Origin of the sequence: Paenibacillus koleovorans NBRC 103111 (genome assembly GCF_004000845.1) — a bacterium.
GTDB classification, from domain to species: domain Bacteria; phylum Bacillota; class Bacilli; order Paenibacillales; family NBRC-103111; genus Paenibacillus_AA; species Paenibacillus_AA koleovorans.
In genome coordinates this window covers 53,435-71,016 of record NZ_BIMA01000009.1, presented here as the reverse complement: position 1 = coordinate 71,016, position 17,582 = coordinate 53,435, and the positions used below count along the sequence as shown (strand labels likewise).

Annotated in this window: 11 protein-coding genes and 1 riboswitch; of the genes, 10 read left to right on the top strand and 1 reads right to left on the bottom strand. The window is 47.9% G+C overall.

All coding sequences use genetic code 11. The annotated features are described in order from the left end of the window. Positions 1 to 74: 74 nt before the first annotated feature. Positions 75 to 344 carry a hypothetical protein gene (locus PKO02S_RS04830; RefSeq protein ID WP_127579968.1) on the bottom strand — a complete coding sequence of 90 codons (270 nt, stop codon included), beginning with the start codon at positions 342 to 344 and terminating at the stop codon, positions 75 to 77. A 229-nt stretch (positions 345 to 573) separates the two neighbouring features. Here PKO02S_RS04830 and PKO02S_RS04825 point away from each other — a divergent pair, with 229 nt between their 5' ends. The 10 genes from PKO02S_RS04825 (at position 574) to PKO02S_RS04780 (ending at position 17,411) form a co-directional block, all read left to right on the top strand. Next, positions 574 to 6,096 carry a putative Ig domain-containing protein gene (locus tag PKO02S_RS04825; RefSeq protein WP_127579967.1) on the top strand — a complete coding sequence of 1,841 codons (5,523 nt, stop codon included), beginning with the start codon at positions 574 to 576 and terminating at the stop codon, positions 6,094 to 6,096. Between the two features lie 64 nt (positions 6,097 to 6,160). Continuing rightward, complete coding sequence (locus tag PKO02S_RS04820; protein WP_127579966.1) at positions 6,161 to 7,579, top strand: tetratricopeptide repeat-containing glycosyltransferase; 1,419 nt, start codon at positions 6,161 to 6,163, stop codon at positions 7,577 to 7,579. 94 nt (positions 7,580 to 7,673) lie between these two features. After that, a riboswitch (cyclic di-GMP riboswitch) is annotated at positions 7,674 to 7,763 on the top strand. A gap of 479 nt (positions 7,764 to 8,242) precedes the next feature. Continuing rightward, a complete protein-coding gene (locus tag PKO02S_RS04815) occupies positions 8,243 to 9,022 on the top strand; it encodes a tyrosine-protein phosphatase (RefSeq protein WP_127579965.1) in 780 nt (259 codons plus the stop codon). 135 nt (positions 9,023 to 9,157) lie between these two features. After that, positions 9,158 to 11,719 carry an S-layer homology domain-containing protein gene (locus PKO02S_RS04810; RefSeq protein ID WP_164821300.1) on the top strand — a complete coding sequence of 854 codons (2,562 nt, stop codon included), beginning with the start codon at positions 9,158 to 9,160 and terminating at the stop codon, positions 11,717 to 11,719. A gap of 73 nt (positions 11,720 to 11,792) precedes the next feature. Then, positions 11,793 to 12,560: a YveK family protein gene (locus PKO02S_RS04805; RefSeq protein ID WP_127579963.1), complete on the top strand. Its 768-nt coding sequence runs from the start codon at positions 11,793 to 11,795 to the stop codon at positions 12,558 to 12,560. Then, entirely contained in the window at positions 12,541 to 13,233 is a 693-nt protein-coding gene (locus PKO02S_RS04800; protein WP_373865189.1) for a CpsD/CapB family tyrosine-protein kinase, read from the top strand. The genes PKO02S_RS04805 and PKO02S_RS04800 overlap by 20 nt, the downstream gene beginning before the upstream one ends. Before the next feature lie 79 nt (positions 13,234 to 13,312). Continuing rightward, complete coding sequence (locus PKO02S_RS04795) at positions 13,313 to 14,041, top strand: sugar transferase (RefSeq protein WP_174819877.1); 729 nt, start codon at positions 13,313 to 13,315, stop codon at positions 14,039 to 14,041. A 32-nt stretch (positions 14,042 to 14,073) separates the two neighbouring features. Continuing rightward, complete coding sequence (gene gmd / locus PKO02S_RS04790) at positions 14,074 to 15,150, top strand: GDP-mannose 4,6-dehydratase (RefSeq protein WP_127579960.1); 1,077 nt, start codon at positions 14,074 to 14,076, stop codon at positions 15,148 to 15,150. Between the two features lie 4 nt (positions 15,151 to 15,154). Next, the gene (gene fcl, locus PKO02S_RS04785) at positions 15,155 to 16,084 is read left to right on the top strand and encodes a GDP-L-fucose synthase (protein WP_127579959.1); all 930 of its coding nucleotides are present in this window, start codon (positions 15,155 to 15,157) and stop codon (positions 16,082 to 16,084) included. Between the two features lie 73 nt (positions 16,085 to 16,157). After that, positions 16,158 to 17,411, top strand: a complete 1,254-nt coding sequence (locus tag PKO02S_RS04780; RefSeq protein ID WP_127579958.1) for a glycosyltransferase family 4 protein — start codon at positions 16,158 to 16,160, stop codon at positions 17,409 to 17,411. The last annotated feature ends 171 nt before the right edge of the window (positions 17,412 to 17,582 follow it).

Genomic DNA, 17,582 nt, shown 5'->3' with positions numbered 1-17,582 from the left:
CGGGCAACAAAAGAAGCCTCTCGCGAGCTCGGTCGAGCTTGCGAGAGGCTTGTTTTATGTCGGCGTGCGTATAATTAGCGGTTTTTGATTGCTTCGAACTCGACCTCAAGCTTGAACTGGCGTTCGGCCAGCATTTTGATGCTGATGTCGTGGCTTCTGTAGTCGGCGGCTACTTTGGACTCGAAGGCTCGTTGGGAGGACTCCAGGTTTCGCGTGATCTCCAGCGTTTCAATTAAGGCTTGCTTGATGAAAGGGATCTCTGCTACATGCTTCTTCATCTCTTGCTGTTCTCTCTTGATGTCCTTGAGTTCCTCCAGAATTTGTTGCAAAATCTGCTCACTCATGTTCCTTCGACATCCTTCCAATTTAGAGTGTTCATTCTGGTACACCTACAATACGACAATAGATGGGGAAAAGCAACATCGGGTATAACTCCATTATACCGAACATTTGTTCTGTTTTCAAACAAAAGTGTGTTATTATTCACATAATAATTCGACATATTTCGACAACTAATACTGCTGTTATTTAGTACAATGAAAGGATAATCGGATTAGGGAGAGAAGAAGCTTTATGCCAAAGCGAAATAAAAAGAAGAAGGCAGCTTTGGGCCGTTCCGCCAAGATGATTGGCGCCCTCGCTGCACTGAGTCCTCTGGTCGTTGCTGTTCCGGCTGCCGTCGGAGCGGTTGTTTATGAATCCACTCAAACGCCGGTCCTGCTGCGGTCTATTGAGGAGGAAATCGCCAGTCAAGTACCGGGAGAGAGCTTGCATGTCGGCGATTCCTTGACCATTGACCTTGGCGCTATTTTTGAAGAGGCCGATACGTTGACTTACTCGCTTCACATTCAGAACGGCAGTGTGGCGGATGTGAAGATTGTCGAGCACGCGCTGGTCATCCGAATGAAGAAACCAGGAACGACCATCGTAAATTTAACAGCATCCAAGCCGAATGAAACCTCCGTGCTGCATGAACGATTTCGTTTGACTGCGGCGGTCCCCGACACGTTGGATTCCAATAGTGACGGCATGATCCGAGTCGATGAGTTGGTCAAGTACATGAACGAGCACCCCGGCAAGGAGAAAGAAGACTATTTGCACCTGCTCAGTACCGTTGCTCCGTATATCCCTCCGCTAAATCACAGTCCTGTTACTTCCGATTCTACCACTACCGTTTCCGTTGCCAAGAATGGCTCGATTTTGCTGGATATGAACGAATATTTCAGCGATGAAGACGGCGATTGGCTCAGCTATTCCGTGCGCGGGCTGCCGTCCCACGGAGTAAACGCGAGTGTCTGGCTTGAGGGTGACGGCTATTTACGCATTACAGGGTTGTCCTATGGGTCGCCTGTTGCTTTTTCGGTTCGGGGGTCGGATGATCATCCTGATCTGCCCGGTACGGCTACTCACCAGTTTCAAGTTAACGTCTTGAATACTGTGGCGCCAGAGATCCCGGCACAGATCGCGGTCGAGGACGTCCCCTTCACCTTTACGGTCCCGGCTAATCTATTTGTCGACCCGGATGCGGGCGATCAACTGACCTATTCCGCGACGCTGGTCGGCGAGGAAGCACTTCCCGAATGGCTCACTTTCGATCCGTATACGCTCACTTTCAGCGGCACGCCGACGAATTGGGATGTAGGGACGTTGTTCATTCAATTGACGGCGACCGACAATCACGAGGCAAGCGAATCTTTGGTTTTCGTGCTGGATGTCCAGCCGGTGAACGATCCCCCTTTTGCTTCGCCAAGCTTACTTTCCTTTAGTGCGACGGAAGACACCGCATACCTCGGGCAGGTAACGACGGTTACAGATATCGACGGGGATTCGCTGACCTATAGTGTGGATCAAGATGCTTCGCATGGTACTGTGATGGTCACCAATGATTCGACCGGTACCTTCACATACACGCCTCATGCCGATTACAATGGCAGCGATTCGTTCGTCATCAGGGCGGAGGATGGTCACGGCGGATCGGTTACCGTAACCTTCCATGTGACGGTAACGCCGGTCAACGACGCCCCAACGGCGAGCAGCGGCAGTATGATTTATGCGACTGAAGATACCGTTTATGCCGGCCAAGTGGACACGATATCGGACATTGACGGGGATACGTTGCTGTATACGATCGATCAGGAACCGATGCACGGTTATTTGGAGATCACAGATCCCTTCACCGGCGCCTACACTTATACGCCTTACTTGAACTACAACGGCAGCGATTCGTTTGTGATTCGTGCGACGGATCCTCATGAGGAATCCGCAGTGACCACGATCCTGGTTTCGATAGCTGCGGTCAACGACGCTCCTACGGCTGGCAGCAGCGGAGTTGTGAGCGCAACCGAGGATGTCTTGTACATCGGTCAAATTACGACGATTACGGATGTGGATGGGGATGCGTTGACGTATAGCCTGGAAGAGCAAGCTTCGCATGGAACGGTCACCATTACCAATGCATCTAAGGGCGAATACACGTATATGCCGGATGCGAACTACAACGGTGCCGACTCCTTCGTTATTAAGGCGCAAGACATTCACGGTGCCGCGGTATCCGCAACGATTATGCTGTATGTTGCAGGCACGAACGATGCTCCTGTTCTGAACGGTGAGTTGACGAATCAGGAAGCTATCGAGGGCGTTGCATTCAGCTATCAAGTGCCGGAAGGCATTTTCACCGATGTAGATGCGGAGGATGAGCTCTCTTACTCGGCAACATTATCGAGCGGAAGCGCCTTGCCGAGCTGGCTCGTGTTTACGCCGGAGGATCGTTTGTTCAGCGGCACGCCAACCAATGGCCAGGATGGAACGTATTCGATTCGGGTAACGGCAACCGACGGCGAAGGGCTAAGCGCATTTGCGGACTTCCAATTGACCGTCCAACCCGTGAATGACGCTCCCACCTTGGTTCATTCAATCGCCGACAAGGCTGTGACGGAAGGCTCGTTGTTTAGCTTTGTCGTTCCTTCGAATACATTCACCGACATCGACCCTGGCGACAGCCTGACCTACTCGGCGAAACTGGCGAATGGAGATTCGCTGCCTGCGTGGCTTGCCTTCAATCCAGTGGCGAAGAAGCTGGAAGGAACGCCAAGCTACGGAGATGCAGGCAACTATCAGATAAAGATTGTGGCTACCGATACCGGAGGATTAACGGCCCATGCGGAGTTCAACCTTCACGTCAACGCCATACCGCGAGTCAGGGATCCCATTCCAACCCAATACGGGGAAGAAAATGAACCTTTCACGTTCGCCCTTCCAGCTTCGACCATGTTTACCGATGATACGCCAAATCTGCTGACGTACACCGTTTCCCTGCAGAACGGCGATCCGCTTCCGAGCTGGCTCGAGCTGGATGAGGATCTCCGCTTGTCCGGTACGCCAGGGGACTATGATTATGGTACGTTTGCGATAAGAGTAACGGCGACCGACCCATACAATGCGACGGCTTCGACGGATTTTACCATAGTGATTCAACCGGTTAATGATGCGCCAAGGAAAGGGCCTGATATTCCCGACCAGACGGCCACTGAGGATGTAGCGTTCCAATTTGTGCTTCCGAGCGGCTCGTTTTTTGACATTGATCCTGACGACACGCTTTCCTATTCAGCAAGCCGTGTGCACGAAGGAGTAGAGTCGCCGTTGCCGTCTTGGCTCAGCTTCAACACTTCGAGCTTGACGTTCTCCGGTACGCCAAGAGAAGGCGACGACGAGACGTTCGACATCCGCGTGACGGCGACGGACCATTCTTCCGCTAGTGTGGTGTCCGATTTTACACTGACCGTTCTGGCCGTTAATGATGCGCCTTATGTGAATGAATCGGTGCCGATCCTGGACCAGACGCTGACGCAAGAGTCTGAATTCGAATTCACCATCCCGGCCAATGCTTTCCTGGATCCCGATTCCTCTACATTGACGTACTCGGCTGCTCTGACGAACGGTCAATTATTGTCTACCCTTCCGTGGATCAGCTTTAATCCTCTGACGCGCACATTTACCGGCCGGCCGAATAACGACAGCGTAGGGACCCATTCCATACGAGTAACAGCTACCGATGACCAGGGGGCTTACGGCTCGGATGATTTTGTGATTACCGTCAACAACATCAATGATGCGCCGGTAATCAACCCTGCGAACCAGATCGGAGTCGACAACAATAAAGTATTGAATGTGCGGCCTAACCAGACGGCTATCATCGATTTGCACGATTTGTTTACCGATCCGGACGGGGATATTCTGACCTACAATGCTACAGGTTCTGTGATCGGGTTTGGAACGGTTAATTTAATCAGTGGAATTCTACACATGAACGGCCTCTTCTCATCCGGGAACTATCAGAACAATTACAATTTGATGGCCTACGATTCTAGCGGTGCATCCGCCACGCACTCCATCAAAGCTACAGTGGTGTCCACCGTTTACGGAGATCTTAAGGATCAGACAATCCTGATGGACCCAGGTGCAGGGACTACCATAGACTTGAGCAATTATTTCGACATCGGCGGAGACGGAGCTTGGTCCTTCACGGCGAATACGAGCAATGCTCATGTTCAGGCAACTATTGCCGGTTCGATGCTCACGCTCAAAGGCATGTCCCATGGGGTCTCCACGGTTGAGATCCGCTTCAACGACGGGCATGGGGCTGTAATCTCGGATTCCATGACCATTACCTCGGGTATTCCGGTGCAGGCGCCGGAGGCGATCTACTTGGAGGCAGACACCTGGAACGGTGTCTACGGCGGATATGTTCATCTCTCCAATATGTTCAATCCGGGTTCAGGCCCGAATCAAGTGAAGGAGTTCCGCATTGTTTCCGTTGACGGGCGGGTAGAGGTTGGCTTCGGAGAAGAGGAGGAGTTGAATGATTGGTTCGACAACTACTCTTCCAGCGCATTCAGCTTAAGATTGCAGGCGAATACGTCACTGAACACGGTGATCAAAGTGGAGGGCAAGAACAGTATCGGTCAAATCCGCCGGCTCGACATCCCGCTTCGAACGAATCAACCGCCAATCTACACGTATTCTGGTGATGGACTTGTTGTTGACGTAGGAGTACCGTTTATTCTCGATGCTTCCCAGTATTTCACCGATCTTGATGGAGATGCCCTGGAAAGCTTGAACGTGATGGTAAGCGGCTCTATGGGATTGTCATTCATAGAAGTTTCGCCCTCCGTTCTTAGCGGCCTGGCTGCCGACATAGGCAACTATTCCTTGCAATTAAAGGTTGAAGATGGGTTCGAATATAGTGCTGGAGAAGGATGGCTCGGAATAAGCGTAGTGGATAAGCGATTCGCGTTTGCAACAGGTCACCAAACCGCTTCAGCCAACATCGCCGGCTATCTGAGCGGCATGATGGGACCGGTTACTGTGGATTTCAGCGGATCGGAGCGGATTGGCGAAGCGCAGGTCGTCGGCAATAGTTTGATCCTTACGTTAAAAGAGAGCGCTCCTGGAGGGGTGGAAAAACAGTACATCTATCTGGAGGACTCAGCAGGGCAAATAAGAGTGCTTTTCTTATATTTGGAAGTGGAGAATCAGGTGGAGCTTGCCTTCCCGGCTGTCCTGACCGAGGCGACCATCAATTTGTCCCCTTATATGAGTGGCCTGTCGGAGAGCACGGTTACGGCGACCGTGTATGGAGAGATCGGTGAATATGAGATGGTACACGACGTATCGTTCTCTTATCCGGTGCTGACGTTCCATAAAAATACGGATCATAATCAACGTACCGGCAATTATTTGGTAGAGCTGTCGGATGGCATTTTGCCGCCGCGATTAGTCAGGGTACAGCTCCAGATCCCGGTTGACGAGACGATTATTTTCCCGCTGTTCCAGACCGCTGGAAGTATTGATATTTCGGCCTACACGGCGGGAATGAACCATCCTTCCGCTACCGTAGTCGAGAACTATTTGATCCGAGACGTTGATTTAACCGAGAACGGCATCTTGACGCTGGAAGCGGTGTCTTACGGGGAAGAGGGAGAACCTCCTAGGATGGAGGGCGGAGCGGTTCGAATTTCTGTCGTCCTGGACGACGGGACAATCCGACGCAGATTGGTGCTCTTCGTTTCCATCCCCAGAACATGGTTTCCCGGTTAGTTTTCCCAGAGAAGGCCAACAACATGGTTGGCCTTCTCTCTATCTTTTGTAAAGCAGGTGACCCATGCCAGATATAGCGCGCCAGCATCTCCTGGCCAAACGCTACAAAGACGCTGAACAAGCGGCCATCGAACTGTTGACTGCAAACCCCTTGCATGCCCAGGCTTGGGTTTACTTAGGCGAAGCGCTGCTGCATCAAGGGTACGTAGGGCAGGCGCGTCGGGCGCTGGACCGGGGATGGCTGCTGGACCCGCAAGCCACTTGGACGGGAAGAGTGGAGCGGGCTTTGCGCAACCGGGACGAAGGACCGACGAATGCAGAAGTGGAACGTATCTTGGACTTGCCGCCCGTAACCGTGACAGCCGCCATCATGACGCACAACGACGAGCGATGTATTGAGCGCTGCATCAACAGCCTGGTCGACGCGGTCGATGAAATATTGCTGCTGGCGGAGTCTGACACTACGGATCGCACGATCGAGCTGGCGGAGCGCCTGCCCAAGGTCCGAGTGATCCGCGATGTGAATCTCGACCATAATTTCGCCGGCAAGCGCAACAAAGGGCTGGAATACGTGCGAACAGACTGGGTGCTCTGGGTGGATGCGGACGAATGGCTGCTGCCCGAGGATCTCGGGGCGGTTCGTGAAGCGGCGTCGCTGTTCCAGCACTCCCGGCTGCCGGCGATTCTTAATATTTGCCAAGTCAACTACATCCAAGGCAAAGTGTCGAGCGACTACTCCATCCCTCGGATGATTCCTATGAGCCGGGGGCTTCGCTATCATGGAAGGGTTCATGAACAAATCTTGGTGCAAGGGAGCACCATGTACGATACCGTGGCCCATCGTCAATCCGTACGGATCAGACTGGGGCATGACGGGTATGAACCGCATATCCTGCAAGCCAAGGGGAAGCTGAACCGAAATATAGCCCTGCTGGAGCTTATGGTGGAGGAAGAGCCGGATAACCCTGGCTGGATGCTGTTCTATGGGCGCGAGACCTTGGGAGCAGGCGATGTCGACAAGGCGTTGTCCATCCTGCAGCAAGCCGAGGAGATAGCGCGACGAACACCGCGTTTTGCACGGATGTCGGACATTCTGATGCTGCAGCACAAAATTTACATGAGCCGACAAGAGTATGAGCAGGCGGAGCGGGTATGTCTGCGCGCGATCGAGGCCGATCCGAGCTTCCCGGACGCCAAGTTCCAGCTGGCCCAAGCCCAGATGAGGCGAGCCGTACAGTTGTTGAAGAGCGCAGAGGAACAGCTGAATGCATCCAAGACATCGTTCCACTCGTATCGCGGGATGGTGTCCGCCGATCGGGACATCCTGCATTGGCGGGCGGATCTGGCCCTGGCCGACCTGGCGCGAATGTCAGGCAATCCGCAGGAGGCGATTCGCCGGTATGAGACGCTTTTGCAGAAGTATCCGCATTTGAAGCAGGTGAAGGCGAAGCTGGAGAAGCTGAAGGGAATTTCTAGCCCCTGATCTAGGTCGAACCTCCTATTGGGATGTGACGGATGTCATTACTGAAGTCTGATGATTATCTTTAACAATTTGATATGATTACTATCAGTACTATCGTACGAATAGGCAAAGCTGGTGAAAATCAGTGACGCAAAGCTACAGGGACTGTGCTGGAGGAATTCCAGTATGTCAGCCAGCTGCCGAATACGGGCCTCCGACCCGAGACATCAACTGCACACTAGAAAATGGAGGGGACTTATGGTTGGGATAGGGGTTGCATTGTTTTGTTGGGTACTGGGCGGACTTTTCTTTTACTGCATAATTGCTGCATCCAAACGCTCGGATCAGCGAGCAAAGGAGATCTTCGAACGGGGTCGCGACATCGAACTCGAGGATTCCCCTTCGGATGAGCATACAAACCTACTAATGAGTGCATCGGAAAATCAAAGTTGGTCTCGGCCAATTGTGATCAACATGAAATAATTTGAAATGACTGGCTCCTCGTAGTTACGGGGGCTTTTTTTGTGTTTTTCTGTCATACTATTGCAATCAAATACCGATATATTTGTGTAAGAGTGATTATGGACTAACGGCTTGAGTCACAAATTTACAATGCTTTGTGAATTATGGCACAGAAATAATTGCGCAAGTCCTATATAATGAAGAATGAGGTACATACAGCATATGATCGACATACATACCCATATTCTCCCCGGAATGGACGATGGAGCTACTGATATTGACGAATCGCTGAGGATTGCGCGAGCAGCTGTCGATGAAGGGATTCATACGGTCATCGCAACACCCCATCATGCCAACGGCAAATATATGAACCCCGCCGACAAGATAAGGTCCAGCGTTGATCGACTTAATGAGGAATTGGTCCGAGCTCAGATACCTTTGCAGGTTCTGACCGGTCAAGAGATCCGGCTTACTCGTCAACTTCTGGAAGACTGGGATCAAGGGCAACTGCTTTCCCTTAGCAATTCGAAGTATTTGCTGATTGAATTGCCCTCCGGCCATGTTCCGGAATATACGGAAGATTACCTTTTTGAGCTCATGCTTTCCGGAGTCCAGCCAATTATTGCCCACCCAGAACGAAATGCAGAGCTGGCTTCAGACCCGGATTTGTTACACAGTTTGGTTTCGAAGGGAGTGCTAGCACAATTGACCAGCCATTCTCTGAATGGATTGTTTGGCCCCAAGATCCAACAGCTTTCCATCCAACTGTGCAAGAGGAATTTGGTTCAATTCCTCTCCTCTGATGTGCATCATTTGGAAACGAGGGGGATTGAATTAAGTAAGGCATATAGAATAGTGGAGCAGCATGTAGGTCAAGAGAGAGTATTGTATTACAAAGAAAATTCGACAAAAGTTTTGGCAAGCGAGTCGATAGACTTATTGGAACCTCAAAAAGAAGCGAAAAAATGGTTCCTATCAGGTTTTTTTACAAAATTTAGATAGAAAATAGGGTGAAAGTTCGATTTACAGATTGAAATAGTGGTAGAATGATGCTAGAATCGATTGGAGTCATCTGCGAAAAAATGGGAAATTTGTTTTAATTAAATGTATAGAAAACTGTATAAAGAGGTGCTTGAGATGAAGAAAATGTTGAGGTCTATCAGTACAATTTCAATAGCGACCGCAGTAGCCTTCGGTGGTGTCGCTGGTATTCCGAGTGATTGGGGCAAATCAGCAACTTCCTATGCGGCGAGTTTGCCCTCTGATCTTCTAAATCCACTGAATGACATTCATGGTCAATTGACATCGGATGAGCTATCCATCCTGCGTGCGGTAAGAGATTCAGTAATGGCTATCGACTATACCCAATCGACGGAACAAGCTCTTGTAACAGAGATTTGGAGTGCTGTTCAGAATAATACAACCTATCAAGCGAGTCCGTCTTCGTATCCAAATTTGAACGCTCAAAATCTATTGCTTTTGGCCATGCATTTTGCCTTCCCTTATGACGTAGATGGCCAATATCTACTAGACATTACCCAGAATCCAACCTTGCGCGGAATTGCAGGAGATCTGGCTAAGCTTGGCGGACTTTCCGGTTTAGATGGAGCTAATGGGCTGGGCTTCACGGATGTTTCTTCTTTCATCAATGCTATTATTGAAGGGCTTAAACAAGGCCTCTCGGCGATGTCCCCAACCGAGCTGATTGCACTTGCGGACAATCAAGGCGGTCTGAATGTTCAGGCGTTGGAGGACAAGATTAATCAAGCCATTACAGCGGTATTGAATGATACTGCCGGATATAAATTTAGTTCTGTGTTAAGTAACATCGGGATAACCCCTGCGAACCTGATTGCGGTCAAGAACCGCTTCCAAACTAGATTCGATCTTGGTGGCGAGGTGCGCAAAGTATTAGCGATCGGCTATATCCGTTCCCAGGCTGAGATCACTACTACTAGTGCGACTTCGGAGTTGGCTCCAAGGTTGACTGTTCTCGATATTGCTGTGCCTAATTCGCTATTGACTTGGACCAGCAGCAACGGCCAGATTACATACAATAGCACGAGTGGAAAGTTTATCTTATCGTCCGCTGTCTCTGCCGGCACTTCAGTGACTACGACGGTAACAGCAAGTGAGGTATTTTTCGGGAAGCTTTTGTTTACCGGGCAAATTACACTAACTGCTCCTAGCTCGACTGGTGGGGAGGAGCCAGGTAATGGAATTGAGAATCCACCGACGAATCCGAATACGAATCCGCCTGCTGACCCAGGACCGGCACCAGGGGCAATTAGTGAAGGGGATTTCAATGATCTGTTGGGTGAAGTAGAGGGGCAATTGAATAAGATTCTAAGTGGTCTTCCTGTCGGTGGAGATCTTGATGATGATAGCGCGGATAACATAGTAACTGCACTTGAAGAGGCTTACGGGAAGGCGGCAACGCTTAATGTATCCGACTCTGTAGAAGTCAAGGACGGCAAGGCTAAATTGAATCTGGACGAGGCTACGTTAAGCAAGCAGTTTGATAACATTGCGAACAACATCAAGAAGATTAATGAGAAGGCCGGAGGTGCTCTAGAGGGAAGCAGGCGTCAAGCTGCAGTGACAGCGACGCTCAGCCTGGGGAATGTACCTGCTGGTACGACTGAGCTTGCTCTCTCTCAAGCGACTGTTGAGAAGGCTAAGGCGGCCGGAGTTGACAAGATAGCTATTGAAGTGAATGGAGTTACCTTTGTAGTGGATTTGGATGAGGTCGAAGCGGGCGGCAATGTTACGATTTCGCTCTCTCCACCTCCCTCGCTTTCGGATTTCGCAGTCGGAGGACCAGGAGGAACCACGCTGCTTACAGTACCGACTTTTGCTTCCGATACGGTCCAGTTTACTTTAACGGGAGAAAATGGCGCGGGAGCGTCATTAGCAGCGGGAACTAAGGCTCCGGCTGTAACTACAGCCGCTACGACCTCGGTAGCCAAACCGTTTGAATTGAAAATTCCGGTTACAAATCCAAAACAGTTTGACACCGAGTTGCTGACATTGGCCAAGATTGCCGATGGCAAGCTAGTCTACTATGTTGGTAAGTATGATGCGAAAGCTGGTGTAGTCAGCGGATTTACGAACACTTTGGGCAAGTATATTGTCGTTCAGAACAACGTCGCATTTAGCGACATGGCCTCCGTCAAAGACTGGGCGGGACGTCAAGTGGAGGTTGTCGCGGCGAAGGGAATTATAGAAGGTCGGGAGAATGGTCAGTTTGTGCCGGGCGCCCAAGTAACACGCGCCGAGTTCGCGAAAATGCTCGTGAAGGCACTCGGTGTGGAAGACGCATCGGCCAAGGAAAGCTTCGATGATGTGAACGGTAGCGATTGGTTTAGTCTATACGTTGCATCAGCAGTTAAGATCGGACTTGTTAATGGACGTACAGACAAGGAGTTTGCGCCGAATGAGCCTGTAACTCGTGCTGAGATGGCTACGATGGCAGCACGTGCGCTTCAGTATGCCAAACAGTATAAGGATGCTGATTCAGCAGCAGCGCTTAAGGGTTTCCAAGATGCTGGCGACATTCATGCGACTTTGAAATCAGGAGTGGCCCTCGCGGCAAGCAAAGGTATTATTATCGGAGAAGACGACGGCGTCTTCAATCCGAATGGAATTTCAACAAGAGCCCAAGCGGCAGTGGTGTTATATCGGTTGATCAATAAGTAAGATCGTAGGGAATCCTCCTCTCAGTTGATGGGAGGAGGATTCGTTTTTTACTAGAGGTTAGCGGAGGTTTGGAATGGAACTCGACCTGAAAGATTACTTCAAGATAATTATGAAAAGGCTTTGGTTGCTTATTGCCATAGTGGTAGTAGCCTGTACGACTACAGGAGTGGTTAGCTTTTTCTTCATGACTCCAATCTATGAGGCGTCAACCAAGCTGATCGTCAACAAATCGTCCGAGCGTGTAGGCATTGAGCAACTAACTCTGAACGATGTCAATTTGAATATTCGAATCATTGATACATATAAAGAAGTGATTAAGTCTCCCTATATCATGGAGATCGTTGCCAAAGAGTACCCGCAGTTCTCCCTAACGGCGGAACAACTCATCGGTAAAGTCAGGGTGAATTCCGTCAACAACACGCAAGTAATGACACTAATCGTTCAAGACCCTAGCCATTCAAAGGCAGTAGAAATCGTTAATGCTGTCTCTAAAGTATTTCAGAGAGAGATTCCGAACGTGATGAACGTCGATAATGTATCTCTCTTGAGTGAAGCTAAAATCCTTAATGAGCCTGCACCAGTAAAACCTGACCCATTTATGAATCTGGCAATCAGTTTAGTTGTAGCCTTAATGGCGGGCATAGGTGTTATTTTCTTGCTGGAGTATTTGGATGATACTATCAAGACCGAAGCAGATGTGTTGAAGTACTTGGAGTTGCCGGTTCTGACCATGGTAGTGAAAATGAAACCGGAAGACATCCACTCCTCGCAAGATTCCAAGCTAACTCGAGGTAGGAAGGCAGGGGAGGCCAAGCATGTCAATGCAACGCTCAACCAATAAAAGACCGATCATCACCGAGATTAATCCGAAGTCTCCCATCTCGGAGGCGTATCGTACTCTACGGACCAATGTCGACTTTTCCTCGATTGATAGTGACATTCAGGTTGTCATGCTTACATCGGCAGGCCCAGGTGAAGGCAAATCGACCACAGCAACCAATCTGGCGGTTACCTATGCACAGGCAGATAAGAAAGTTTTAATCATTGACGCAGATTTGAGAAAACCGACCATGCATCATACATTTCTGCGTTCCAATCGTTGGGGATTGACGAACATCTTAGCCAGTCACGGAACTGGTAGAGAAGTGGTTGTAGACACGGACATAGAGAATCTATATTTGCTTCCATCAGGCCCGATCCCTCCGAATCCATCGGAAATGCTGGCTTCAACCAGAATGTCGAGGTTGCTGGATGAGCTCAAGAACGAATACGATATGATTATTATAGATACTCCGCCAGCACTAGTAGTGACAGATGCCCAAGTCATTGCATCCCGATGCGACGGCGTTATTCTGGTAATCAATTCAGGTGAAGTCAAACGGGAAATGGCTATCAAAGTGAAGGCCAATCTAGAGCGTGTGAATGCTAGAATACTAGGGGTGGTGCTCAACAACTTGGACCGCAAGCAAGGAGAGTCGTACTACTATTATTACTATGGAGCCAAAGGAGAGTAGTCTTCTCACTATTCTTCGCCAAAATGATGCAAATTAATGATACAATGTGGATAAATAACTACAAAAGTCATAGTAAAAAATGCTTATTAGATTTCAAGAGGGGGCTAATTCGACCGTGAGTTTGCCAGAGCTAGACATCAAGCTCGAGGCCGGTGACTATAACAAACCATTACACAGCCGGAAAAACAGTCAAGTCCGCCGAACTCGATACGAGATAATGAAGCGATTCATGGATATTGTTGGTGCCGTTATGGGGATCGTGTTTTTGTTTCCGATTTTCGTTTTAATCGCTTTATTCATTAAGTTGGAAGATCCCAAGGGGAGAGTATTTTACAAACAAACTAGAGTCGGGAAGAACGGGAAGGTATTCGAGATGTATAAATTCCGTTCCATGATAACCAATGCAGAGGAGTTACTGCCTACTCTGCAGCACCTAAATGAACGTTCCGGAGCAGTCTTTAAGATGAAGGCTGATCCTAGAGTTACGAGGGTAGGAAGCTTCATTCGTAGGACAAGTATTGATGAGCTTCCTCAATTTCTGAATGTATTAAAAGGCGATATGAGCATGGTGGGCCCCAGACCGCCACTCCCCCAGGAGGTTGAGATGTATACTGCTTATGATAAACAGCGTCTAATTGTTACGCCTGGATGTACAGGACCTTGGCAAGTCAGTGGTCGGAACCATATGAGCTTTAAGGAAATGGTGTCACTTGATCTGAAATACATATCAGAACGGAGCTTGATGTTGGACATTAAGCTAATTCTCAAGACTGTTGGTGTGATGGTTTGGTCTCGGAACGGTCATTAGGTTCAATACATTCTAAGGAGATAGTACACTTCATGAAGAAGGCATTGATAACTGGGATAACAGGTCAAGACGGCGCTTATTTGGCAGAGTTTCTTTTAAATAAAGGGTATGTTGTACATGGAATTAAACGACGTTCCTCTTCCTTCAATACAGGACGAATTGATCATCTCTATCAGGACTTGCATGAGAGGGACGTTCGATTCGTTCTTCATTATGGGGATTTAACGGATTCTACCAATCTGATTCGCATAATTCAAGAAGTTCAGCCTGATGAAATATATAACTTAGCAGCACAGAGCCATGTAGCAGTATCTTTTGAGACCCCCGAGTACACAGCCAATGCGGATGGGATTGGAGCGCTCCGAATACTTGAAGCGATTCGAATTTTGGGGTTGGAGAAAAAGACAAAATTTTATCAGGCTTCTACCAGTGAATTATATGGACTTGTACAAGAGACACCTCAACGGGAAACAACTCCTTTTTATCCTAGAAGTCCATATGCGGCAGCCAAGCTATACGCCTATTGGATAACAGTAAACTATAGAGAAGCTTACGGGATGTTCGCGTGTAACGGAATCTTGTTTAATCATGAATCTCCGTTGAGGGGCGAGACATTTGTTACTCGGAAAATCACTAGAGCCGTGACACGAATATTCTTGGGGGTTCAGGAGCGATTATATCTAGGTAACTTGGATGCCAAGAGAGACTGGGGTTTCGCACAAGACTATGTGGAAGCGATGTGGCTCATGCTACAGCAGGAGAAACCCGAAGACTTCGTGGTTGCTACAGGGGAAACCCATACAGTCCGTGAATTTGTAGAATTGGCGTTTGATAGGGTTGGCATCAAGGTGATGTGGAAGGGAACTGGGGTTCATGAAGTAGGTATAGATGAGCGTACAGGACAAGTCTTGGTATCGGTAGATCCTGAATATTTTAGACCTACAGAAGTGGATCTTCTTCTAGGTGATGCATCTAAGGCTAAGCAGTTACTTGGTTGGGAACCGAAGATCAAGTTCCATGAACTGGTAAACCAGATGGTGGACGCGGATCTAATCGAAGCGAAAGAAGATCTGCAATCCGCGAAAACAAAAGTTCGCTGCGAGGTGTAAGCAGATGGAGAAGACAGACAAGATCTATGTAGCGGGTCACCGGGGACTTGTAGGATCGGCAATCGTTAGACATTTGGAGGCAAAGGGTTATAACAACTTTGTCTATCGGACTAGCCAAGAGTTGGATCTCAGGGACTACCACAGTGTTCGTAATTTCTTCATCGAGGAGAAGCCAGACTACGTATTCCTTGCCGCTGCCAAGGTGGGAGGGATTGTAGCGAATAACGAGTACCCTGCGGATTTTATCCGTGATAACTTGATGATTCAGACCAATGTGATCGATTGCGCTTACCAAGCCGGAGTTAAGAAGCTGCTTTTCTTGGGCAGCACTTGTATCTATCCCAAATTCGCGCCTCAGCCTATGAAGGAAGAGTATCTCTTAACCGGGGAGCTAGAGCCTACTAATGAACCCTACGCCATCGCCAAGATCGCTGGAATCAAGATGTGCCAGTCGTACAATAGGCAATACGGGACGCGATTTATTTCTGTTATGCCGACTAATTTGTATGGGCCTAATGATAATTTTGATTTAGAGACATCACATGTCCTTCCAGCACTGATTCGTAAATTCCATGAAGCTAAGGTTAATGACGAGCCTAGCGTTGAAGTCTGGGGAACGGGGACGCCAAGGCGAGAATTTCTGCATGCAGATGATTTGGCGGATGCTTGTGAGTTTCTGATGCTTAATTACGATAGCAGTGAGATCGTGAATATAGGTACTGGGCAAGATATAACAATAAGAGAATTAACTGAATTAATAATTAGCATTGTAGGGTATGAGGGAAATATTCACTTCAACTCATCTAAACCTGATGGAACACCTAGGAAGCTAGTAGATACAAGTAAGCTATTAAACTTAGGATGGAAGGCGCGTATCCCTCTAAAAGATGGTCTGGTAAGTACGTATCGACATTTTGCATCTTGCGAAGCGTAATCCAAGAAAAATAAAGCTTTTCAGTCGGAAGCTTGAGCAACTGTTCAGAAAAAAATGATTTTCAGGTGGAAAGATGAACACTGAAAGAAAAAAACTATTAATATATGCGCATTATTATTTTCCGGATGTCGCTTCCACAGGTCAAATTCTACAAGAACTGGCAGAGGGAATGCTTCATGTGTTTGATATAACAATTGTTTGTGTTGTTCCCTCTTATACTGGGAAGGTTTCATCCGAGTATAAGTCAAAAGCTTATTTTAGGGAAGAAATCAATGGTGTGAAGATTGTACGTATTCGTGTTCCGGAATTCTCTAAGGGGAATAAAACTAGTAGGATTAAGAATATCCTGGCCTACTTCTTCGGGGCTATGATTGCTACATTTATGGTCGGAAAGATGGATTATGTATACTCCATATCTCAACCGCCGATACTCGGAGGACTGTTAGGCGTATGGGGGAAATGGATGAAGCAGGCCAAGTACATATACAACATTCAGGACTTCAATCCCGAACAAACAATGGCAGTTGGTTACAGTAAAAATAAATTTGTTCTTAAATTAATGATGTGGTTCGATAAATTTAGTTGCAAACATTCTGACAAGGTAATTGTTGTTGGTCGTGACATGGCTGAAACTCTTATAAGCCGATTCAGTGGGGAGAAAGTACCGAATCATGTGTTCATCAATAACTGGATTGATGAAAAGGAGATTTATCCTCTACCATCCGATAATGAAAAAGTACAGGCATTCAAAACGAAATACGGATTAGAAAATAAGTTCATCATAATGTATTCCGGCAACCTTGGACTTTATTATGATCTTGAGAACTTGATGCATGTCGTCAAGAAATTTCAAGAGAGAGAAGATGTTATCTTCGTATTTGTTGGTGAGGGTTCAATTCAAAATAAATTGGTGCAATTCAGAGACGATAATAATCTTAAAAACGTAACTTTTATTCCTTATCAAAAGAAATCAGAATTAGTATATAGTCTTAATGCAGGAGATGTCCATTGGTGCGTAAATGCGAAGGGCATTAGTGGTGTATCAGTGCCTAGTAAACTCTATGGAATCATGGCTGCAGGTAAACCGATACTAGGTGTTCTAGAGGTGGGTTCTGAAGCAAGACTGATCATTGAGGAAGCAAACATCGGTTTAGTTTGCGAACCGGGAGATTATAGTGCAGTTAAGAAGCATATTCGTTGGTTTATTGACAATTCGGGAAGCACAGTTCAAAAAGAAATGGGTATTCGTGGTCGTGAGTACCTTATTGAGAAGCTAGCAAAGGAAGTTTCTATAATCAAATATGTAAAGGAAATAAAAAGTCAATAAATACAGTTGACCACAGCAATGGTGTAGCCATTAGAAGCAGTACAAACTGGGGACAAATTAAGATCTACATAGTAAGAAGAGGAAAGCGAGAACCATGTGCTAAAACTTTCAATATGTTAGCCAAAGGACGAATGAAACAATTTTCTGGTGTAACAATCAGTGAACTCTGAC

What these genes read in the sequence shown, in the direction of transcription:
- PKO02S_RS04830 (WP_127579968.1), bottom strand. Translation starts at nt 344, where the DNA reads ATGAGTGAGCAGATTTTGCAACAAATTCTGGAGGAACTCAAGGACATC.
- PKO02S_RS04825 (WP_127579967.1), top strand. Translation starts at nt 574, where the DNA reads ATGCCAAAGCGAAATAAAAAGAAGAAGGCAGCTTTGGGCCGTTCCGCC.
- PKO02S_RS04820 (WP_127579966.1), top strand. Translation starts at nt 6,161, where the DNA reads ATGCCAGATATAGCGCGCCAGCATCTCCTGGCCAAACGCTACAAAGAC.
- PKO02S_RS04815 (WP_127579965.1), top strand. Translation starts at nt 8,243, where the DNA reads ATGATCGACATACATACCCATATTCTCCCCGGAATGGACGATGGAGCT.
- PKO02S_RS04810 (WP_164821300.1), top strand. Translation starts at nt 9,158, where the DNA reads ATGAAGAAAATGTTGAGGTCTATCAGTACAATTTCAATAGCGACCGCA.
- PKO02S_RS04805 (WP_127579963.1), top strand. Translation starts at nt 11,793, where the DNA reads ATGGAACTCGACCTGAAAGATTACTTCAAGATAATTATGAAAAGGCTT.
- PKO02S_RS04800 (WP_373865189.1), top strand. Translation starts at nt 12,541, where the DNA reads ATGCAACGCTCAACCAATAAAAGACCGATCATCACCGAGATTAATCCG.
- PKO02S_RS04795 (WP_174819877.1), top strand. Translation starts at nt 13,313, where the DNA reads ATGCTTATTAGATTTCAAGAGGGGGCTAATTCGACCGTGAGTTTGCCA.
- gmd (WP_127579960.1), top strand. Translation starts at nt 14,074, where the DNA reads ATGAAGAAGGCATTGATAACTGGGATAACAGGTCAAGACGGCGCTTAT.
- fcl (WP_127579959.1), top strand. Translation starts at nt 15,155, where the DNA reads ATGGAGAAGACAGACAAGATCTATGTAGCGGGTCACCGGGGACTTGTA.
- PKO02S_RS04780 (WP_127579958.1), top strand. Translation starts at nt 16,158, where the DNA reads ATGAACACTGAAAGAAAAAAACTATTAATATATGCGCATTATTATTTT.